The sequence below is a fragment of the Thermostichus sp. MS-CIW-23 genome (assembly GCF_054059455.1).
Map to the genome: position 1 here is coordinate 1 of NZ_JBSSCC010000008.1, position 18,504 is coordinate 18,504.

Annotated in this window: 15 protein-coding genes; 9 read left to right on the top strand and 6 right to left on the bottom strand. The window is 57.7% G+C overall.

What is annotated here, in order from left to right; all coding sequences use genetic code 11:
- Positions 1 to 350: 350 nt before the first annotated feature.
- Together ACVW0B_RS04465 and ACVW0B_RS04470 are read left to right on the top strand one after the other, a co-directional pair.
- Entirely contained in the window at positions 351 to 644 is a 294-nt protein-coding gene (locus tag ACVW0B_RS04465) for a hypothetical protein (RefSeq protein WP_457482303.1), read from the top strand.
- A gap of 18 nt (positions 645 to 662) precedes the next feature.
- Positions 663 to 884 carry an amidohydrolase family protein gene (locus ACVW0B_RS04470; RefSeq protein WP_414407026.1) on the top strand — a complete coding sequence of 74 codons (222 nt, stop codon included), beginning with the start codon at positions 663 to 665 and terminating at the stop codon, positions 882 to 884.
- Between the two features lie 210 nt (positions 885 to 1,094).
- Here the strand turns inward: ACVW0B_RS04470 and ACVW0B_RS04475 are convergent, their stop codons facing one another.
- The 3 genes from ACVW0B_RS04475 to ACVW0B_RS04485 all read right to left on the bottom strand — a co-directional run bounded on the left by ACVW0B_RS04475 (position 1,095) and on the right by ACVW0B_RS04485 (position 4,347).
- Entirely contained in the window at positions 1,095 to 1,898 is an 804-nt protein-coding gene (locus ACVW0B_RS04475; RefSeq protein WP_457491048.1) for a hypothetical protein, read from the bottom strand.
- A gap of 253 nt (positions 1,899 to 2,151) precedes the next feature.
- Positions 2,152 to 2,694, bottom strand: a complete 543-nt coding sequence (gene nrdR / locus ACVW0B_RS04480) for a transcriptional regulator NrdR (RefSeq protein WP_414328718.1) — start codon at positions 2,692 to 2,694, stop codon at positions 2,152 to 2,154.
- Positions 2,695 to 2,769: 75 nt separating this feature from the next.
- Positions 2,770 to 4,347, bottom strand: a complete 1,578-nt coding sequence (locus tag ACVW0B_RS04485; protein ID WP_457491049.1) for a cryptochrome/photolyase family protein — start codon at positions 4,345 to 4,347, stop codon at positions 2,770 to 2,772.
- Between the two features lie 136 nt (positions 4,348 to 4,483).
- On the opposite strand from ACVW0B_RS04485, the gene ACVW0B_RS04490 reads away from it, so the two are divergent.
- The gene (locus ACVW0B_RS04490) at positions 4,484 to 6,907 is read left to right on the top strand and encodes an ArnT family glycosyltransferase (protein WP_457491050.1); all 2,424 of its coding nucleotides are present in this window, start codon (positions 4,484 to 4,486) and stop codon (positions 6,905 to 6,907) included.
- On the opposite strand, the gene ACVW0B_RS04495 is transcribed toward ACVW0B_RS04490, so the two are convergent.
- Positions 6,789 to 7,817, bottom strand: a complete 1,029-nt coding sequence (locus ACVW0B_RS04495) for a LysR substrate-binding domain-containing protein (RefSeq protein ID WP_457491051.1) — start codon at positions 7,815 to 7,817, stop codon at positions 6,789 to 6,791. The two genes, ACVW0B_RS04490 and ACVW0B_RS04495, sit on opposite strands and share 119 nt — an antisense overlap.
- Before the next feature lie 707 nt (positions 7,818 to 8,524).
- On the opposite strand from ACVW0B_RS04495, the gene ACVW0B_RS04500 reads away from it, so the two are divergent.
- Together ACVW0B_RS04500 and ACVW0B_RS04505 are read left to right on the top strand one after the other, a co-directional pair.
- On the top strand, positions 8,525 to 10,201 hold the full coding sequence (locus ACVW0B_RS04500; protein ID WP_457491052.1) for a hypothetical protein: 1,677 nt from the start codon (positions 8,525 to 8,527) through the stop codon (positions 10,199 to 10,201).
- Between the two features lie 37 nt (positions 10,202 to 10,238).
- Positions 10,239 to 10,604, top strand: a complete 366-nt coding sequence (locus ACVW0B_RS04505; RefSeq protein ID WP_011433539.1) for a hypothetical protein — start codon at positions 10,239 to 10,241, stop codon at positions 10,602 to 10,604.
- A 283-nt stretch (positions 10,605 to 10,887) separates the two neighbouring features.
- On the opposite strand, the gene argS is transcribed toward ACVW0B_RS04505, so the two are convergent.
- A complete protein-coding gene (gene argS, locus ACVW0B_RS04510) occupies positions 10,888 to 12,684 on the bottom strand; it encodes an arginine--tRNA ligase (RefSeq protein WP_457491092.1) in 1,797 nt (598 codons plus the stop codon).
- Between the two features lie 270 nt (positions 12,685 to 12,954).
- Between argS and ACVW0B_RS04515 the strand changes: the two genes are divergently transcribed.
- The 3 genes from ACVW0B_RS04515 (at position 12,955) to ACVW0B_RS04525 (ending at position 16,681) form a co-directional block, all read left to right on the top strand.
- Positions 12,955 to 14,037: an ABC transporter substrate-binding protein gene (locus ACVW0B_RS04515; protein ID WP_457491053.1), complete on the top strand. Its 1,083-nt coding sequence runs from the start codon at positions 12,955 to 12,957 to the stop codon at positions 14,035 to 14,037.
- Positions 14,038 to 14,516: 479 nt separating this feature from the next.
- Positions 14,517 to 15,341 carry an electron transfer flavoprotein subunit beta/FixA family protein gene (locus ACVW0B_RS04520; RefSeq protein ID WP_414416737.1) on the top strand — a complete coding sequence of 275 codons (825 nt, stop codon included), beginning with the start codon at positions 14,517 to 14,519 and terminating at the stop codon, positions 15,339 to 15,341.
- Positions 15,342 to 15,562: 221 nt separating this feature from the next.
- Entirely contained in the window at positions 15,563 to 16,681 is a 1,119-nt protein-coding gene (locus tag ACVW0B_RS04525; RefSeq protein WP_414416738.1) for an electron transfer flavoprotein subunit alpha/FixB family protein, read from the top strand.
- Positions 16,682 to 16,703: 22 nt separating this feature from the next.
- Here ACVW0B_RS04525 and ACVW0B_RS04530 read toward each other — a convergent pair whose 3' ends face one another.
- Entirely contained in the window at positions 16,704 to 16,988 is a 285-nt protein-coding gene (locus ACVW0B_RS04530) for a YggT family protein (protein ID WP_011433534.1), read from the bottom strand.
- Between the two features lie 238 nt (positions 16,989 to 17,226).
- Between ACVW0B_RS04530 and ACVW0B_RS04535 the strand changes: the two genes are divergently transcribed.
- Positions 17,227 to 18,369, top strand: a complete 1,143-nt coding sequence (locus tag ACVW0B_RS04535) for a response regulator (RefSeq protein WP_414350115.1) — start codon at positions 17,227 to 17,229, stop codon at positions 18,367 to 18,369.
- The last annotated feature ends 135 nt before the right edge of the window (positions 18,370 to 18,504 follow it).

The following is an 18,504-nucleotide window of genomic DNA, read 5'->3' on the forward strand; positions in this document are numbered from 1 at the left end:
AACTCGGACGTGAAACGCATCAGCGGCGAACCTACTGGCAGGGCGACCTGCTGGCAACCTAGCTCGGTGCCAGGCCCACCACCCTAACCCAATCAAGAGGAACCCAATCAATAGGGGGGTTGGCTTCCGTCAAGCCTCTCTACCTGAAAGCTGACACCATTGGGTGAAGGCAAGCTAGTGAGGTAACAGTTTTGTCGACCATTAGCTTGCCATGTTACCTGCTCTACACCAGTTGGCTCGTTCTGCAAGAGCGGTCTTCGTGTACGGCATGGGAGAGGGGGGGATGTAATCCAACTTCACGATCCCTATTCGTAGTTACTCTTGGCATCTATCGACATCTAGCAGCAGCAGTGAGCTTGCAGTCGGGGTTACGAGGGATCCTCAGCCCACAGGTGATCGACGAACCGAGGGGAGTGGGAGAATCCCTGGCGGACACGGAGGCTTTGATCCAGGTTTGGCATGGACGCGGGGAGGGGCAAATTTACATCTGGGTCAGGTTCCATGCTCCTTATTCTGGCCATCCTGAGAGTTTTGTCCAGGGATCCGCTCTAGCCCAAAGGTATGGAGTGGGGCTGCACACCCACTTGGCGGAAACTCGCCGGGGATCAGACCTTGGCCGCCCACTGTGTGCATGTGGGGGCTGAAGAAATCGAATCGAGGAGATGCGGTTGGCGGTGTTTCTGCAGCGGTTGGGATCGGGGGATGGAGCTGCTCTGCCGGCGCAACAGGCTTTGTGGATGGCTACACAAGGCAGTGCCGCCTGTCTGGGTCTGGAAGGGGAAATCGGCAGCTTGGAGGTGGGCAAAAAAGCGGATTTGATCTTGCTGGATTTGCGCGTGGGCACCGCTAACCGCTATGCCAAAAAGCTCGTCACCTGCTTGTGAGAACCTGTGGGCTGCATTTTGACCGTGACTCTATTGCACAGCTCAAAGCGGCCCTCGTCGGGCATATGCTCGAAGAATGTGTTAGGCGTCAGAGGAGCAGCGACAGCCTGGATCACAGATATAACCCCTGGTCATTCGTCAGTGGTGCGGAGCGCATTGGGGGCATCCTAACCCCGCCAGCGGGCTTTTGGAGCATCCTGTGAATAGCTCTCAGGGTGCTTGCACGGGCGGTGGGTTGTTGCGCAAAAACGGCTGTACGGCTACAAATCCCAACCCAAATGATCCAATGACTAAGACGACTGCAGCGGCCATCCAAAGTACGGCAGAGCCCTGGGATCCGTGATGTTGCTCCCGTACCCGCTGATAAATGCCGGTGGAATAGGCTGAGGAGTCTGCCTCGCCGAGATAGGGATCCGGGCCGCCCCTATCCTGCATCAACTCGTCCAGGGAAGAAACCTGGTAGCCAGTGCGGGGGTAGGGCTCGGCAGAGGTGTGGGTGGAAGGGTGGCGAAGGGAATCAAAGGAGGACGGGGCAAAGCCGTTGGATGAGAAGGAGGGGGTCTCGTTGCGGGCTTGTCGGCGCTTGAGGCGATTCAAAAAATCGTAGCTGGGAGGGGCTTCCGGTTGGCCGGGATTGGCAGTCGGGCTGTTCTGTTGGAAAGAGGCTTCAGGAGCTGCAGCAACTTGGGCAGCCTGGCCATTTGCGTCAGCAAGCCGTAGGCTGATTTGCTGCAGGCGCTTCAGGGTGTGGCCCAATTGCCCCTGGAACTCTCGGGTGATGGCAGCGAGCTCTCCAGACAACTGCTGATGCAGAGCGCGCAGGTGCTGGTTTTCCGAGGAAAGCAGGCTTACCTGCTGACGGGCAGACTCCAACTCTTCGGCCACTTGTTGATACACCTGAATCGGCACCACCCCTGGCCCCGTCTCCATTGCGGCAGGGGAGCGAAAGCCACTGGGGTTACTGTTGCTGTTGCGAGCGCCAGAGGGGCTAGAACCCCGAAAACCGTATTGCATAAATTGGGATCGACTCGGAAGGACAGGGGGCTGGGACAGCTTGACACAGAGGGATCCAAGATATCAGGGATCTCCAAGGATAGTGCTGAACACCGGCAATCTAAAGGCGTGCAGCTCTAGCGTTAGTGTAAGCCGCAATTACTACCCCAAGCATACCGCTAAGCCTTTGGAATGGGCGATCTCTTCACAGTAATTTTTCCGGCCCACAAGCGCCACTTCTCCGCTGCTCCCAGGTTGCGCTGTCGTTCCCACGTCATGAATACTCTCCCACCAAGTCTGGAGAACCAGGAGATTCGGAATTTGAGGCAGAGGAGTCCTGCAGCAGCCGCTCCAGATCCCGTCGCAGCGGTGGTTCCAACTGTTCCAGCTCATTGACAAAGTCTTTTATACCCTGAAACTGGCGATAAACGGAGGCAAAGCGCACGTAGGCCACCTCACTTAGGTGTTGCAGGCGCTCCAGCACCATCTCGCCGATGCGCAGGCTGGTTACCTCTTGGGCATCTTCCAATTGCAGTTTTTCTTCGATCTCATTGACCAGCTCTTCCATCTGTCTGACGGTGACGGGGGTTTTTTGGCAGGCACGCATCACCCCTTGCAGGATCTTGTTGCGGTTGAAACTTTCGCGGGATCCATCCCGTTTAATGACCATGATGGGCATGAACTCGATGCGCTCATAGGTGGTGAAGCGGTAGCCACAGGACATGCATTCTCGCCGCCGCCGCACACTCTGGCCACCTTCTGCCGAACGAGATTCCAAAACTCGGATTTCTTGTTTGCTGCAGCGGGGACATTTCATGGCTTGCAGTCCTTACAAAGCGACAGGTGGGTAGGAGGGTGCCTCAATTTTACCGGATGCTTAATCTTCTGGTGCTTAGACAGATTGCAAATGAGATGGACTCTGTTCGTCGAGTGCAGATTGCAAGGGATCCCACCAAGCAGCGGCTTGCGCCTGGATCTGGGCCTTCAGCTCCGGTTCCATGCGATCCAAATGGATCAATACCCATTTCATTCTGCCCAAGGGGGCTAAGAGGGATCGCTGACGCAACAGGAAGTCCCAATACAACGTATTGATGGGGCAGGCTTGTTTGCCAACCTTTTCGCTGGGATTGTAGCGGCAATGGCGGCAGTAGTCACTCATTTTGCGGATGTACTGAGCAGAGGCGGCATAGGGTTTGGTGGAGAGCATGCCCCCATCGGCAAAAAGGCCCATGCCGATGACGTTGGGCTGCATCACCCAGTCGTAGCTGTCGATAAACACATCCTGAAACCACGCTTCCACTGCCTGGGGCTGAATGCCACTGATGAGGGCGAAATTGCTGAGCACCATCAGCCGCTGGATATGGTGGGCATAACCATGACGGCGAATTTGATCCAGGGTGTGCTGCAGACAGGCCATGTCGGTTTTGCCCGTCCAAAAAAACTCTGGCAGGGGTCGCTGGTGGCCAAAAAAGTTGTTCTGGGCATAGCCGTTGGGCATTTGGTATTCGTAGAAGCCGCGCATGTACTCTCGCCAGCCCAGGATCTGGCGGATGAAGCCTTCGGCGGAGGGCAGGGGGATCCCACCCTGATAGTAAGCCCGTTCGGCGGCGGCAATGACTTCGTGGGGGGTGAGCAGGCCCAGATTAAGGTAAGGGGAAAGCAGGGAGTGGTAGAGAAAGTCTTCCCCAGTTTGCATGGCGTCTTGCCAAGGGCCGAAGTGGGGCAGGCGCTCGTGGATGAAGTGATCAAGCACTTGCAGGGCTTGGGCGCGGGTGACGGCCCAGCCAAATCCTTCTAGGGATCCGAAGTGATGGCCGTAGTGTTGCCTAACTTTTGTGATCACGGCCTGGGTGATGGCGTCGGGGGGGAAGGTGAGGGGCTGGGGGTAGCGCATTCCGGGTTTGGGGGGATGGCGGTTTTCCCGGTCGTAGTTCCAGCGCCCCCCCAGGGGCTTGGGGCCATCCATGAGAATGCGAAAGCGTTTGCGCCCTTCGCGGTAAAAGTCTTCCAGGAGCAGGCGCTTGCGACCTGAGGCCCAGTCGATAAATTGACGAGTACTCCAGAGGAAGTGGTTGTTTTCCACAACCAAGAGGGGGCAGGGGAGGGTGGATCTCAGATTTTCCACCTCCTCCCGGATGGGAATATCAGCTGGCTGCATGAGGCGGATCTGCTGCAGTTGATGTTGCTTGGCCCAGGTTTGCAGGGGCTCGGCATAGCTGTCGGCTTCCACGTAGGTGACCGGGTAGCCCCGCTGTTGCAGTTCTTGGGCAAAGTGGCGCATGGCCGACCAGACCAGCACCAATTTCTGCTGATGGTGGTTGCGGGAGCTGGCCCACCGGTGAGATTCGATGAGAATGACGGGAACTCGGTCTGGGGATAGGGTCGAGAGGGAAGCGAGGGCGGATTGCTGTGGGTGGAGTTGATCCGCAAGGATCCAAACCCCTTCTGGGCCGGCAGATGGAGCGATCATGGGATGCTGAAGCTCTCGGTCTATGGGAGGAGCGCTGAGAATGACACAGGTTGAGTTTAGCTCTGGGGGGCAAGGCCAGGTGGCAGTTGCAAGGGATCCCAATGTCTGCTGAATCTCTGCGGATTGTTTTCAAAGCATGAACGGTACAGACGAGGAGAGAGAGACATTGCCGGAGAGACCCCACAGGCCGGGGATCCCTTTCCTACGGTGGTGGGCCGGGCTGGGGATGGTGGCCCTGCTGCTGCTGGTGATCTGGAATTGGACGGATCCCTTGCCGCCAGCCTGGGATGAGGCGCAGCATTTGTTGCAGGCGCAGGCGTTTGGGCTTCACCTGGGACGGTTTCGCTGGGATGGGCTGTGGGGGCAGCAGTTTTTGCATTTGAACCAGCGCTACCCCCCTTTGGCCTATTGGCTGGGGATCCCCTTGGCAGTTCTACATCCGTTCAGCCGGGCGGACGGGCAGTTGCTCAACTTGGTGTTGCTGGGGGTTCTGGTTCTGGCAACCCAGCGGCTGGGACAGCGGGTCTATCGCTCTGGGGAAGTGGGCTGGCTGGCGGCGGCGTTGGTGCTCCTCTATCCGGGGATCACGGCTTTGGCCCACGTGTACATGTTGGAGTTGCCGCTGGTGGTGGCGGTGACGCTGGCGTTTTGGGCGCTGTGGGCCTATGGGGAGAAGCCTTCCTGGTGGGGGGCGGTGGGGGTGGGGGCGGGGGTGGCGGCGGTGCTGCTCACCAAGTGGACAGGGGTGCTGTTTTTGCTGTTGCCTTTGCTGGGGATCCCGCTGTTGCCGGGCAAGAGGATCCCTTGGTTGGTGCGGCTGGCCCATCTGACCTTGGGCATGGGCGTGGCGCTGCTTTTGTGCTGGCCTTGGTACAGGGCCAATTGGCTGTTTGTGCTCAGCAATGGCTGGGCTTACGCCGAGACTGCCCACTACTACATCACTTGCCCAGCGGGATCCCTGTGCTGGTGGACTGCCTACTTGCGCCTTTTGCCCCTGCAGATGAGCCCTTTTTTGTGTGGGTTGCCGCTGCTGAGCGGGTGGGGATCCCTGGACAGGCGAGAGGCAGTTTTGTGGGCCACCTACGGTTCGGGCTACCTTCTCTACACCCTGGTGGACATCAAAGATGTGCGCTTCACCCTACCCCTGCTGCCTCTCTTGGCCGTGTTATCAGCAGGCGGGATCCAAAAGGCTTGCCGGTGGTTGGGGAAGCGGAGGGATCCTTGGGGCTGGAGAGGGGGAGGCTGGGTAGGCGTAGGTCTGGGATCCCTGGCCTTACTCAGCCTAGGCCAGCCCCTTACCCCAGGCGTGGCTCCTCTGTGGAAGGGGATCCAAATGCATTGGCAGGGGCAGCACCCCACACAGGAGCTGACGCAGTGGATCCAATCCTTGATCCAGCCAGGCTTGACCACCACGTTGGGAGTTCTCCCCAATACAGAGCTGATCTCTTCCGAAACCCTCACCTACTTAGCAGCTCTCCAGCGCTGGCCGGTTACATTCCGCGCTGCCGGGCAAACCCCCTGGCCGGAGTTGGAGCTCTCCTTGCTGGATGGGTTTGTGGATGCGGAAGGGGAACAGGGGATTATCGGCCCCTATGGCCCGACTAAGGAGCAGATCCGGCAGCACCTGCGCAGCAGCCCAGACTGGCGACAAGATCCGGCGGTGGAGTTGCCTACCTTGGGTCGGCTGCACACCTACTTCCCTCGCATGCCAAGAGTGACGGTGCAGAAGTGGCCTCTGGAAGCTGGGGAGGTGGAGCTGGTGGAGGTTGAGACGCTGTCGGAGCTGGGGATCCCGGCCTGGAAGTTGCGCTGGCAAGGCCCAGCTCAGAACTTGGCCCAGACGCTGGTTTGGGCGCGGCTGGAAGATGGGCAAGGACGGGTTTTGGAGAAGCGGGCCTGGGTGCTGGGGCAGAATCGCCTGCAGCTCAACTTAACGGGCGGCTGGCTGGTGGAAGAGATCTTGACGCTGCCCACAACCGACTTCCCAAGAGGTGGCCTTCTCCACCTGGAATGGCAGTCGCCCAAAGGGATCCGCCATTCCCTACACCAATCCTGGAGAGGATCCCTGTCGAGCTTCCCGAAGGAGGGATCCCCCCTTGTAACGGATCCCTTGTTTCCTCTCCGCGAGGCGGCCAGAGCTGCTGCCGCTGGGGATCTGCAGGCCCTCTCCCTTTACCTCAATGCCTGGACAACCCTGCAATACCCGACTTTTTTGACGGATCCAGATCGCATCCTGGTACGGCAACTGCTGGAGGGGGAACGGCAACAGGCTGCTGCCCAAGGCCAACCGAGCCAGCAAATCCAAAGCCACTACCAACTGGGCTTGCTGTTGGCGGTGCTGCTGCAACCGGAAGCAGCTCAGTTGCACTTTCAACAAATCGTCGAGCTGGATCCAGAGGACGCGTGGGCGCGGGCTTACCTGGGGTTTTTGCGAGTATTGTTCACTCACGACTTTGAGGGGATCCGGGGGTTGCGACAAGAGCTCTCGGCTGTGCTTCAGCCTCTTTGCCGGAAAGCGGATTTGGATTGGGATTTGAATTGGATTTGTGCTGCTCTTTAGCCACAAAGTCCAGCTCCATTTGAGAAACCTGGGAAAGAAGAAAGTCGGCAAAAGCTTTGGCCACCACCGAAAGACGTTTAGAGCGCAAATAGACCAAATGCCAGAACCCCCGAATGGGAAACTCTTCCACATCCAAAATAGCCAGATGATGCTGCCACCCCCCCAAGGCCAACACATGCTGAGACAAAACCGAAATGCCCAATCCACCCACAATGCCCTGGCGAATGGCTTCGCTGCTGCCTATCTCCATGCGGATGTTGAGTTTCAGGTTATGCTTGTCGAAGAGCCGCTCTACAGCCATGCGGGTGCCGGAGCCGGGTTCACGGGCTAAAAAAGGTTCTTGGGCAATGCGCGCCAGAGGGATCCCCTTTTGGCCCACCAGCGGATGATGAATAGAGGCCATCACCACCAAAGGATTTTCCAGAAAAGGTTGTGCCACCACGTCCAGATCTTCTGGCGGCATCCCCATCACGTAGAGATCGTCCATGTTGTTGCTCATCCGCTCCAAAACCTGCTGGCGGTTGAGCACCTTAAGAGCTACGTCAATGCCGGGATACTGCTGACAAAATGGCCCCAGAAGACGGGGAATAAAGTATTTGGCAGTGGTGACCACTCCAATGCTCAGCCGTCCCTGCTTTAACCCCTTCAGGTCGGCAAGGGTCATCTCAAATTGATTCAATTGTTCAAAAATCTTCTCGCAGGTTTGGTGTAAAGCTCGCCCCGCTTCGGTGAGATACAGCCGCTTGCCCACCTGTTCAAACAGCGGTAACCCCACGGCTTTGCTCAATTGCTTGATCTGCATGGAAATCGTGGGCTGGGTCAGGTAGAGCTCTTCGGCAGCGCGGGTAAAGCTCAAGTGACGAGCGGCAACCTCGAAGATTTGCAGTTGATGCAGGGTAATGGCCTTCATGGACAATCAAGAAAAGCTAAAGGTTTACTACTAAATCATAAGCGCTAATCTATGCCTTTTGGCGAGATCCCTAGGAGAACCTGGCTAACGGTCACAGTGGCGAAAGGGGCAAAACCGAAGAGCAAACCCCTGCCACTGGGATCGGAGGTCTAGTCATTCTAAACAGGAATGAAACATTTCTGTTGCACTACTCCCCAACTCCCCTCTCCCCGATGGAGAGGGATTAGAGGTGGCTGTAGAAGCGGCGCAGAGCGCTGAGAAGGTGTCTCAATCTAGATTGAAATAACTATAGAGATTGGCCAAGGGATTGCGCCGGTGTGGGCACGGGCGGCTGTTTTTTTCAATAGCCGCTCTCTGGGCAGGAGAAGAGTACGATCGCAGACATTCTCGTGGAGCATGCCTCTAACCCCCAAAACCCTGAACTTTGCTGAATTTACTGAGCTTTAGGCGGTTTGGCAAAAGTCATTGAGAGGGATATAGTAGACCAAGTTTCCCCCTGATCCTTGAGTCCACCGCAACGGTTGCCGGGAAGTGAAGGGGGAAAGCGCTCGGGGGGTATTCCTCAGGGCTTTGCGGGATACCGCCTTCCTGCTCAGAGATAGGCAGGATGCGATCGCTTCTTTCCTGAACCATGTTCAGGAGAGTTCAGCGTGAATGTATCAGTGCTAAGACTGCCAAAAAACAAAGGGAGCCGCTGGCTTGCGGGTGTGCTGGGCGCGCTGATGTTGCTGGGATCCGGAATCACGGCCCAGGCTCAGTTCTTGTGGCCCGGCCATTCCCTTTTCCCCAGCTCTGGTTCCGTAGACAGTGCGGAACAGAGGGGATCCCACTTGGCTGCTCGGCTCGACGCCTACTGCCGACAGCCGCCCGAGGAGGTAGCGCGCAAGGCTCAACTGCGCCAGCAGGCTGCCCAGTCGAATGCTGCTTGGGCCGAGTACACCCAAGTTTTGGCCGAACATGGCGCTGCCTTGATCGCCTGCCGCAGCCAACGCTGGCCCCAGATCCAGGCCATCTGGGTACGTCTGCATCCCTGTGATGCCAATCCGGGCGTGTTGGATCAGGTGTTCGACCAAGTGGTAAACCTGGGCTACAACCGCGTTTTTATCGAGACCTTTTACGATGGCCGCTCTATTTTGCCGGATGGCGCAGGAGGGATCTGGCCCAGCCTACAGCCCAACGCCGACTTGTTGGATCTGGCTCTGAAGGCGGCGCGACGCCGCGGTTTGTCTGCTTATGCTTGGGTGTTTTCCCTCAATTTCGGCTACAGCTACGGACAACGGCCCGATCGACAGGTGGCCCTGGCCCGCAACGGTCGCGGCATCACCACCGTCTTGGATCCCGCTACAGCCCTTTCGGAAGACCTGGGCAGTCCTGGCGAGGTATTTGTGGATCCCTTTCATCCCCTGGCACGGCGGGATTTTGCCGAGTTGGTCCGCCGCATTCTACAGCGACAGCCAGATGGGATCCTTTTCGACTACATTCGCTATCCGCGTGGCTCAGGGGGATCCAGCGTGGCAGCCACCGTCCGAGACTTGTGGATTCATGGAGAGGCCGCCCGGAAAGCCTACCTCAATTTGGCAGAAAACCCGGCGGGTCGGGCATTGCTGGAGCGCTACCTAAGCCAGGGCTACATTGCAGTGGCAGATGTTCTCCATCTGGATGCCACCTATGCCGAAGAGCCCAGGTGGCGGCAGCCAGGGGATCCCTGGCCCAGCCCGACCGAGAAATGGGCGCTTTCCCCAGAGTTACTGGACTGGGCTGCCCAAGACATGGCCAGCAGGAATTGGCAGGGGGATCAGCTTTCCTCTGCAAAAGATTTACCAGAGAGTCTGGAGAAACCGGCGGATTCCAGTTCTGAGGCATCAGCACCAACTCCTGCCCCTTCCCCCACCCCCAGCGCCGCCGTTCGCCAAGAACGTTGGCAGCAGCAGCTTTGGCAGCTGAGCGTCGAGTTTGCCCGCTACGGCGTTCTCGATTATCTACAGCAGGCCGCCCAACCCGCCCAGAGGCTGGGGATCCCGGTGGGGGCTGTCTTCTTCCCAGAAGGCAACCAAGCAGTAGGAGAAGGGTTTGACGCTCGTCTGCAACCCTGGGACCGCTTTGATCCGGGTATGGAATGGCACCCAATGGCCTATGCCAAGTGCGAGGATAGCTCCTGTGTGGCGCAGCAGGTGGAGCAGGTCCTGGCTGTGGCCTCTCCCCAAACCTTTGTCTGCCCGGCCATTGCCGGTCTATGGGGACAAGCCCAGCGGCAACGCCCCAGCCTGGAAACCCAAACAGCAGAGCTGGCCCGCCGCTTCCCGCAGTTGCCCTGTGTGAGTCACTTCGCCCTCTCCTGGATCGAGCCGGAGCTGGAGCGCAGCCGTCGCACCTGTCAACTCTAACGCCCATCCCAATCTGAAAGTTAGGAATTCTGAACTTATGAGCCCTGAGCAATTTGATCTGATTAACCGCCTGTTTCAACTGACCTTTCAGATCGGGGATCGCTTGGGCTGTGAATCCTCAGATCCTGCTCAATTGTTGCTGACCAACCGGCCCAGCCTGGAATCCAGTTGCACATTCTTTCCTTCCGATTTCACCTACGAAGCCTTGGATCCCCAAGTGTGGGCCGACTACATGGCGGAAGTTCCGGCCTTAGCGCAGATGGCGAATATTTTGCAACCTTATCCTTTCACCTGTGGCATTTATCGCCAAGACGAGGTTTCGTGGTGGATTTGCGCCTTTTGGGCAGCCCAAGAGGACTTGGGAACCAACTTGCTCTTGCGCGCCCACAGAGTCGAAACTTAGGCGCTTGAGCCCTATCTCCTCTCCCTCATCGAGACGGGGATCGGCGTTACCGGAATCAAAGGGGCTGATAGCAGTCGTGGTTTTTATTACCATCTATTTCAACTGATCGCGCTAGCGGGCCAGAGGCCTTAGCAGGAAGCAACCGGTCGTTTGTTTCACCTTGACGGTGAGATAAATGACTATGCGTTGTGGAACGGTTTATTGCAATTGACCTACTCGCGACCGCTATAGCTGGCTTCCGCCCAGAGCGTGAGCTGGGGGCCTTACGGCACTCCTTCGTAAATCACATAGACTCCGGCGCGCTCAGGCCGAGAATGCCGGTGAGGACGTTAAACAAAACCTGCTGCGTGGCCTGCACCAATTGGATGCGGGCTTGGGCCAAAAGGGGATCCTCTTTCAAGAGCGGCAAAATACGGCAGGTGTCGTAAAACTTGTTAAAATCGGCAGCAATGGCTTCCGTGTAGCGGATGATCTTGTGGGGGGCGCGCTCTTCTGCGGCGGCGATCAGCTCATCCGGCAGGGCCAAAAGGCGCAGCAACAGGGTGCGTTCTTCCGGCTCTTTGTAGGGCAGTCTGTTTTGTTCATTCAAAGAGACTTTGCTGGTCAGTTGAACCTTTTCTTCTTCCTGTAGCCGCCGCAGCAGAGTACAACAGCGGGCATGGCTGTAGTGAACATACACCACCGGGTTGTCGAAGGTTTGTTTGACGGCCAGATCCAGATCGAAGTTGATGGGGCTGTCCATGCTGTTGCTAAGCAAAAACCAGCGGGTCGCATCGGCTCCCACTCCAATTTCCGGATCTTCGATCAAGTCATTTAATGAGACAAAATTGCCGGTGCGTTTGGACATGCGCACTTCGGTTTTTTCGCCGGTTTCTGGGTCAGTTTTAAACAGTTTGACGAATTGGCCAATTAAAATTTCCAGCTTGACATCCGGGCTAAAAGCTCCTACCGCTGCGTTCAAACGACCGATATAGCCGTGGTGATCCGAGCCGAGAATGTTGATCAGCCGGTGATATCCTCGCTGCACTTTATCCCGATGGTAGGCAATATCGGCGGCCAGGTAGGTAAAAGACCCATCGGCTTTTTGCACCACCCGATCCTTGTCGTCACCGAACTCTTGGGTTTTGAAATAAACGGCTTCTTCTGCCCCTGGCTTGGGATCCTCACCCCGGGGAGCCTTGGCCCTGTAGAGAAAGCCGCGTTCTTCCAGCTCCTGTAAAGTCTGTTGGATGGCGCTCAGGCCCGTCTCGGGATCCGGGGTGTGCAGGCGGCGTTCGCTGAACCAGTGATCGAACTCGGTGCGCAATTGCTGGAGAGTTTGCTTCTGCCAGGCCAGCATTTCCCCGTAGGCCAAATCAATATATTCCTCCAAGGTGGTGGGCAGAGGGCGGATCCCGGCTTTCACCTGCTCCAAGAGACGTTGGGCCATCTCGATCAAGTAGGTGCCGTGATAGGCATCTTCCGGCAAAGCGATGTCTTCCCCCTGCAGTTGCCGCACCCGCACCTCGAGGGACTGGCCCAGGAGCCGCATTTGGTTGCCGGCATCGTTGATGTAAAACTCCCGCTCCACCTGGTGCCCCGTCCAGCGCAGCAGGTTGGCCACTGTGGAGCCGACGGCAGCCCAACGCCCATGGCCCACATGCAAAGGCCCCGTCGGGTTGGCGGAGACAAACTCCAGCAGAATGCGCTCGGGATGGGGGGTGGCTGTTTTGCCGAAGTGTTCTCCCAGATGCAGCAGCTCCTGCAGGCGCTCGGCCAAAAAGGGATCCCCCAGCCGGAAGTTGATAAACCCGGCCCCCGCCACCTGGGTTTCGATGTCCGGCAGATCCAGATGGCTCTGCAGGGTTTGGGCAATCTGTGTCGGTGCCATGCGACAGGCTTTGGCCATGCCCAGGGGGGTGGGACAGGCGTAGTCCCCGTAGCGAGGGTCATTGGGGATCTGGATCACGGGGGCAATGGCTGCGGCTTGTGGGGGAGCCAGGGATCCCAGTTGGCCTGCTTCTGCTGCCTGTCGAATGGCCTCAGATACAGCACCGGCGAGAAAGCGAACCAGGGAGGTGGAAGGGGATTGGATGGCCATGGTTGAAGAGGGATACACGTGAGTTAAGAGCAATGGCGATCGGGATCCCTGCGGCAGCAGGAGCACTATCATACCGGCAACGAACCGGCCATGACCAAGGCAGAGTTCTCACCTTGGCTAAAAGGGGATCCCCCAGCAGGTAAAGGTATCCTCAAATACAGAAGTTTGACTCCGCCTTGCTAAGTTGGTTGCTTATAGTCTTCACTCCATTGTTTGCCGCATTCCCGTTTGCGGATCCCTACTGAGCCAGGTGCTGTGGAGCATATAGATATGTCCATCCCGAAATCGTCGCGTCGTCAATTCCTTCAATCTGCTGCTGCGGCTGCCTCTTGGGTTGCCGTTGGAGGGCTAAAGGCGAGGGCTCAGAGCCGCGGGCCGCTTCTGGTTTCCCAGGGACTGACGCCCCTGAAGTTTACCCTCTCTTGGTTGCCCTCTTCGATGGATACCCCCCTTGTAACGGCGATCTTGAAGGGCTACTTCGCCGAAGAGGGGCTGGAGGTCACCTACGAGCGCGGCTATGGCTCCGCCGATTCCATCACCAAGATTGCCGCTGGCCAGTACGACCTGGGGGAAGGGGATCCCTACTCCATGATCGAGTTCAATGCCAAAAATCCGGACGTGCCCTTGGTAGCGATCTATGTCCACTTCAATCGCTCTCCCTTTGGCATCTACACCTTGAAAGATAAGGGCATTGGGGAGCCGGCCCAACTGGCGGGCAAGAAGCTAGGAGCACCGGCAGGGGATGCGCCGCGTCGGCTCTGGCCGGTCTTTGCCAAGCAAGTCGGCATCGATCCGGGCTCGGTGGAGTGGGTAACTATGGAGCCACAGTTGCGCGAACCTTTCCTCATCCAAGGTCGGGTGGATGCCATCAGCGGCTTTATGACCTCAGCCATGCCCAATCTGGTGCGGGGCGGCGTCAGCTTGGAGGACATCACGGCTTTCCTTTACAACGACTACGGCCTTGAGCTGTATGGCAATGCTGTCATCACCCGTGTGCAATTGCTGCGTGAGAAGCCTGAGCAATTCAAAGCTTTCTTGCGGGCCTATGTCAAGGGTTGGCAAGACACTATTCGTGATACCGATGGCAATATGTTGGCCCTTCTGGACAAAGCCAAGGCCGACGGACAAGTGCTGGATACGGCAATTGAGAAATTGCGCCTTACCCTGGCAATGCCGCGCCTGTTTGTTACCGATGAGGTGCGACAAATTGGTTTGGGGGATGTAGTGCCTGCTCGTATGGAAACCTCGATTGCTCAGGTGGTGGATGGCTTTGGCTTGCCCACTAAGCCCTCTCTAGAGCAAGTGTTTGATGGAAGTCTGCTCCCACCCAAGTCTGAGCGGATGATTGGATAATCTGGGTTAGGCCAGCAACGATTTTGAAGCCTCTGTCTATTGGCTTGCCGGTGCAGGCCAACTTATCCTGCTTGCTGGGAGGCTATTTCTGGCTGCAGGTGCGGTCTGCGTCCTTATTGGATCCCTCATCCGCGAAGTATCCCCAAAGCTTTTCGTGGCAGGGATCCCAGGCTGCTCCTGAAAGAGGCCGACGGGAGACCTGTTCGCGTTGGTGGATGGGAGACCGGAAGCGGCATGGAGCAGTAGGGGAGTGTCTCGAACTTTGTTTAGGGTTACCCAAGAACGCCGTAAGGCCCCTGCCTTTGGGCATGGGGAGCATGTCAATGAAATCAAACCTGAGAAACAGATGTATTGGGAAGAGTAGCTTAGGGGTGCTTGAAGTCGAGATAGCTTTTCCGATCCCGAAAAAAAGCTAAATAAGTTTGTGGTGCTCAGGGATCCCTTTTAACCTGGAGGGGATCACTAGGGAGTTTAGGCCCTTGGAAACTTTTGTTCTGATTAAGCAAGTTCCCGATCAAAACGCCAAGGCCGGCATCAACAGTGACGGCACGATCGATCGCGCCAAGGCCAAGCGGATGTTAAACCCTTTTGATCGCTATGCACTGGAAGCAGCTCTGCAAACCAAACGGCAACACGGGGCGAGAGTAACGGCAATTACAATGGGGCCACCCCCGGCCATTGAGGTGCTCTACGAGGCCATTGCCCACGGGGTGGATCGGGGTATTTTGATGACCGACCGCCGCTTGGCCGCTTCCGATACCCTAGCCACTGCCTATACTCTGGCCCAGACGGTTCGCTATGCTGGCCGGCCCGATGTGATCTTCTGCGGGCTCCAGACCACCGACGGCGATACGGCCCAGGTGGGGCCGCAGTTGGCGGAGCGGTTGGGGATCCCTCAGGTCACCTATTGCGAAGCCTTCGAGATTCGGGATGGGATCCTGGTGGCGCGGCGGGCCATCGAAGGGGGATCCCAAATCGTAATGGTGCCCCTGCCGGTTTTGATTACGGTGGCCAATTCCGCTCGGCGTTTGGCCTACCCCACCCTACGGGGTGTGCAGCGGGTGCAGCGGCTAATGCGGGATGAAATGGCACGGGCCGAGGCAATCCAGATCCTCAACTTGGACGATGTGGGGGCAGACCCGGAGCGCTGCGGTCTCAAGGGATCCCCGACCATCGTGGCTGCCACCGAAAAAGTGGGGGAAATTGGCGGCAACTGTCAGGTCTTTCAGGGACAATCCGTCCCCCAACTGGTCAACCAACTGACCCAGGCCGTTGACCTCTTCCGCTACGCGGCAACTTCCTAGATCTTCTGCCTTGCATCCCTCTGGCCAATTCTTATCTCCATCACCTTTCAATCCTCATCGTCTCATCTATCGATCCCAGGGTAGCTAGCCGGCGAAAGCTCCCGGTTTTGGGCAGTGAAAAGTTAACTCAGAAAGACTCTGCTGACCTCGTCGCAATTGCAACACTCAAGATTGCCCTCGACCCGATTCAATCCCGATCTCAACTTAGGAGTCACGGTTCTATGGATCGCAAGCGGATAGTGGTCTTCGCCGAGCAGGTGAACGGGGAACTGCAGCCCATTGGCTTAGAGTTGTTGGGGGCCGGGCGGCGGCTGGCCGATAAGCTGGGAGCCACCTTGAGCGCTCTTGTGCTTGGATACAACATTGCCCACTTGCCCCCAATTCTGATCGGCCACGGGGCAGATCAAGTCTTCATCGCCGATCACCCCGAGTTGGCCGAATACCGCACCTTGCCCTACCGCCGGGTGATCACAGACTTGATCAAAAGCTGGCCCCAACCACCCCACACCATCCTGCTGGGATCCACCACCACCGGGCGAGATCTGGCCCCTCGCTTGGCCGCCCACCTGGAGACCGGCCTGACGGCAGACTGCACCGAATTGGACATCGGCCCCTTCGAGTACACCAATAGCAAAGATCCGAGCAAGTCCGGCCTCTTCCCCGACTGCCTCTACGCCATCCGGCCCAGCTTCGGCGAATCTCTCAAGGCCCGCATCCTCGGCCCGTGGAAAAACCCCCAAATGGCCACGGTGCGCCCAGGGGTGATGGTGCCTCTGCCCTGGGATGGATCCCGCCAGGGGGAAGTGATCCCGGTGCCGGTCAACTTGGATCCCGGCGATCTGCGCCTGCAGATTGTGGAAACGGTGCGCAACCTGTCCCAGGCGGTAGATCTCACCCGCGCCAAGGTAATTGTTTCCGGCGGCTACGGGCTGGGATCCCCAGAGGGATTTGAGCTGTTGAGGGAGTTGGCCGCTTGTTTCCCCAACAGCGCTGTCGGCTCCTCCCGCAAGGCCGTGGATTCTGGGTGGATCCCCTATGCCCACCAGGTGGGCCAAACCGGCAAGACCGTCCGCCCCCAGCTCTACATCGCCTGCGGCATTTCTGGGGCCATTCAACATCGCGTGGGCATGGACAAATCCCAGACGATCATTGCCATCAACAAAGACAGCGCCGCTCCTATCTTCAAATTTGCCCACTACGGCATTGTCGGGGATCTCTACCAGGTGGTGCCGGAGCTGATCCGGCAACTGCGACAGAGACAGGAGGAGCTCCGAGAAGGCGCCGAGGGCCAGCCTTTCCAGAGCCTCGGCGAGCGGATCCCAATTTTGCAGAGTCGATGAGAGATGGTTGGCAAAAACGCTCTCAGTGCAGGGCCATTGTCAGCAGCCCCTGCTGCCCCAGCAACACCTCCCGCAACAGGGTAACCAGGCCCACCCAAACCACAGGGGCCATGTCCACACCTCCCAGAGGCGGGATCAGGCGACGGGTCGGGCGCAACAGAAACTCCGTCAGGCCGACCACCAACGAGTAGGGCAACCGAGAAGTATCCAGTTGCGGATACCACGACAGAAAGATGCGCAGCACAAACAGGAGGGTGTAGAGCGCCAACAGTGGGCCAAGCACCCAAGAGGTGAGAATTGGCAGCATAGGTTACTCAAAGAACAGGTTTACTGGTGGCAGTTCTCTCCATTGTGCTCTAATTGGGAGGGTCTGCTGGAGTCCAGAGATACCTCGGGGAATGCAGGCGCTCGGCCCAAGTCAAACCCCAACTTTTTTAAACTTTAATTTAACCCTCTTCCCGAAAATGGCCTTACCGGCGGGGCAGCAACAGTTAAAGACTAGCGTCATAATAGACGTATCTTGCTGGACTGCAGGCAGGGATCCCATGCAAGGAAAACTACAAGAGATCGATATCCGCAGCATCCTTCAGCTCATCGAGCTGGGCCAGCGCACCGGTGAGCTTTTTGTAGAGGCCAGCCCCTCTGTCTACTGGTTTGTCTTCTTCCTGAATGGGCGGATTATCTACGCCTCTGAAACGGAAGGGAACATTGCCCGCCTCAGAGACTATCTGCACCGCTTCAAGCTGGAAGCCGCCCTGGAGGAAATTCAAATTCCCCACAAAGCCGCGGTCAACGCCCCCGAATACAACCGCCTCTGGTCTTTGCTGGAAAGCCACAAGCTCAACCCCAACCAGGGCAAGCAAATCCTGCTGGGCATGGTGCGGGAAGTCCTCTTCGACTTGCTCAGCCTCCACCAGGGTTCCTTCATTTTTGAGGCCGGATCCCCCCTGGCCCCCCAATTGACCACCTTCCCCGTTACCCCCCTGCTCACCGAGATCGTAGCCCAAGTGCAGGAGTGGAAAAAGCTGCACCCCTACATCCAAGCTCCCAACCAAGCTCCCACCATCGTCAACCCCCTGCCGCTCCAGCAAAACCTGCCCGCCCCCGTCTTCAAAGCCCTGAGCGAGTGGTCAGACGGCAAAACCAGCATTCGCCAGATGGGTCGCTACCTGGGTCGAGACACCCTGGCGGTGGCCAAGGCCATCTATCCCTACGTCCGCCAAGGGGCCATTCAACTGTCCGAGCCCGTCTTGATCGCGGAGCCCAAGCCCAGCCGTCCCCTCAAACCCAGCGATAAGCCCAGCCACATCCTTTGCATCGACGACTCCATGGCCATCCAAAAAACCGTAGAGTTCATCCTGCAAAACGAGGGCTACCAGGTTACCACCATCGGCAATCCTCTCAAAGCGCTGGGACAGGTGTTTCTTCTCAACCCCGACATGATTCTCTGCGATGTGGCCATGCCCAAGTTGGATGGGTATGAGCTGTGCGCCATGTTGCGCAAATCCAGCCAGTTCCGCGAAACCCCCATGATTATGCTGACCGGCAAGGATGGTTTTACCGACCGGATTAAGGCCCGCATGGCCGGAGCGAACGAATTTTTGAGCAAACCCTTTGCGGAAAAGGAGTTGTTGACCATTGTCGAATCCTACGTGGGCCCTCCCCCCAAACGGGGCGGTGGCGAATAGGCGTTGGGGTAGCCAAAATGTTGGCACAGAAGACTATAGGCGAAGTACTGGACAGAAGAGTGGCCTCACCGAAACAATAGGGGTAGCATGGCCGGCCCGGAGCCAGGGAGCCAGGTGAGGTTACAAGAGCAAACC

Excerpts from the sequence above, each read along its gene's own strand:
- ACVW0B_RS04470 (WP_414407026.1), top strand. The coding sequence starts at position 663 with ATGCGGTTGGCGGTGTTTCTGCAGCGGTTGGGATCGGGGGATGGAGCT.
- ACVW0B_RS04475 (WP_457491048.1), bottom strand. The coding sequence starts at position 1,898 with ATGCAATACGGTTTTCGGGGTTCTAGCCCCTCTGGCGCTCGCAACAGC.
- nrdR (WP_414328718.1), bottom strand. The coding sequence starts at position 2,694 with ATGAAATGTCCCCGCTGCAGCAAACAAGAAATCCGAGTTTTGGAATCT.
- ACVW0B_RS04485 (WP_457491049.1), bottom strand. The coding sequence starts at position 4,347 with ATGATCGCTCCATCTGCCGGCCCAGAAGGGGTTTGGATCCTTGCGGAT.
- ACVW0B_RS04490 (WP_457491050.1), top strand. The coding sequence starts at position 4,484 with ATGAACGGTACAGACGAGGAGAGAGAGACATTGCCGGAGAGACCCCAC.
- ACVW0B_RS04495 (WP_457491051.1), bottom strand. The coding sequence starts at position 7,817 with ATGAAGGCCATTACCCTGCATCAACTGCAAATCTTCGAGGTTGCCGCT.
- ACVW0B_RS04505 (WP_011433539.1), top strand. The coding sequence starts at position 10,239 with ATGAGCCCTGAGCAATTTGATCTGATTAACCGCCTGTTTCAACTGACC.
- argS (WP_457491092.1), bottom strand. The coding sequence starts at position 12,684 with ATGGCCATCCAATCCCCTTCCACCTCCCTGGTTCGCTTTCTCGCCGGT.
- ACVW0B_RS04515 (WP_457491053.1), top strand. The coding sequence starts at position 12,955 with ATGTCCATCCCGAAATCGTCGCGTCGTCAATTCCTTCAATCTGCTGCT.
- ACVW0B_RS04525 (WP_414416738.1), top strand. The coding sequence starts at position 15,563 with ATGGATCGCAAGCGGATAGTGGTCTTCGCCGAGCAGGTGAACGGGGAA.
- ACVW0B_RS04530 (WP_011433534.1), bottom strand. The coding sequence starts at position 16,988 with ATGCTGCCAATTCTCACCTCTTGGGTGCTTGGCCCACTGTTGGCGCTC.
- ACVW0B_RS04535 (WP_414350115.1), top strand. The coding sequence starts at position 17,227 with ATGCAAGGAAAACTACAAGAGATCGATATCCGCAGCATCCTTCAGCTC.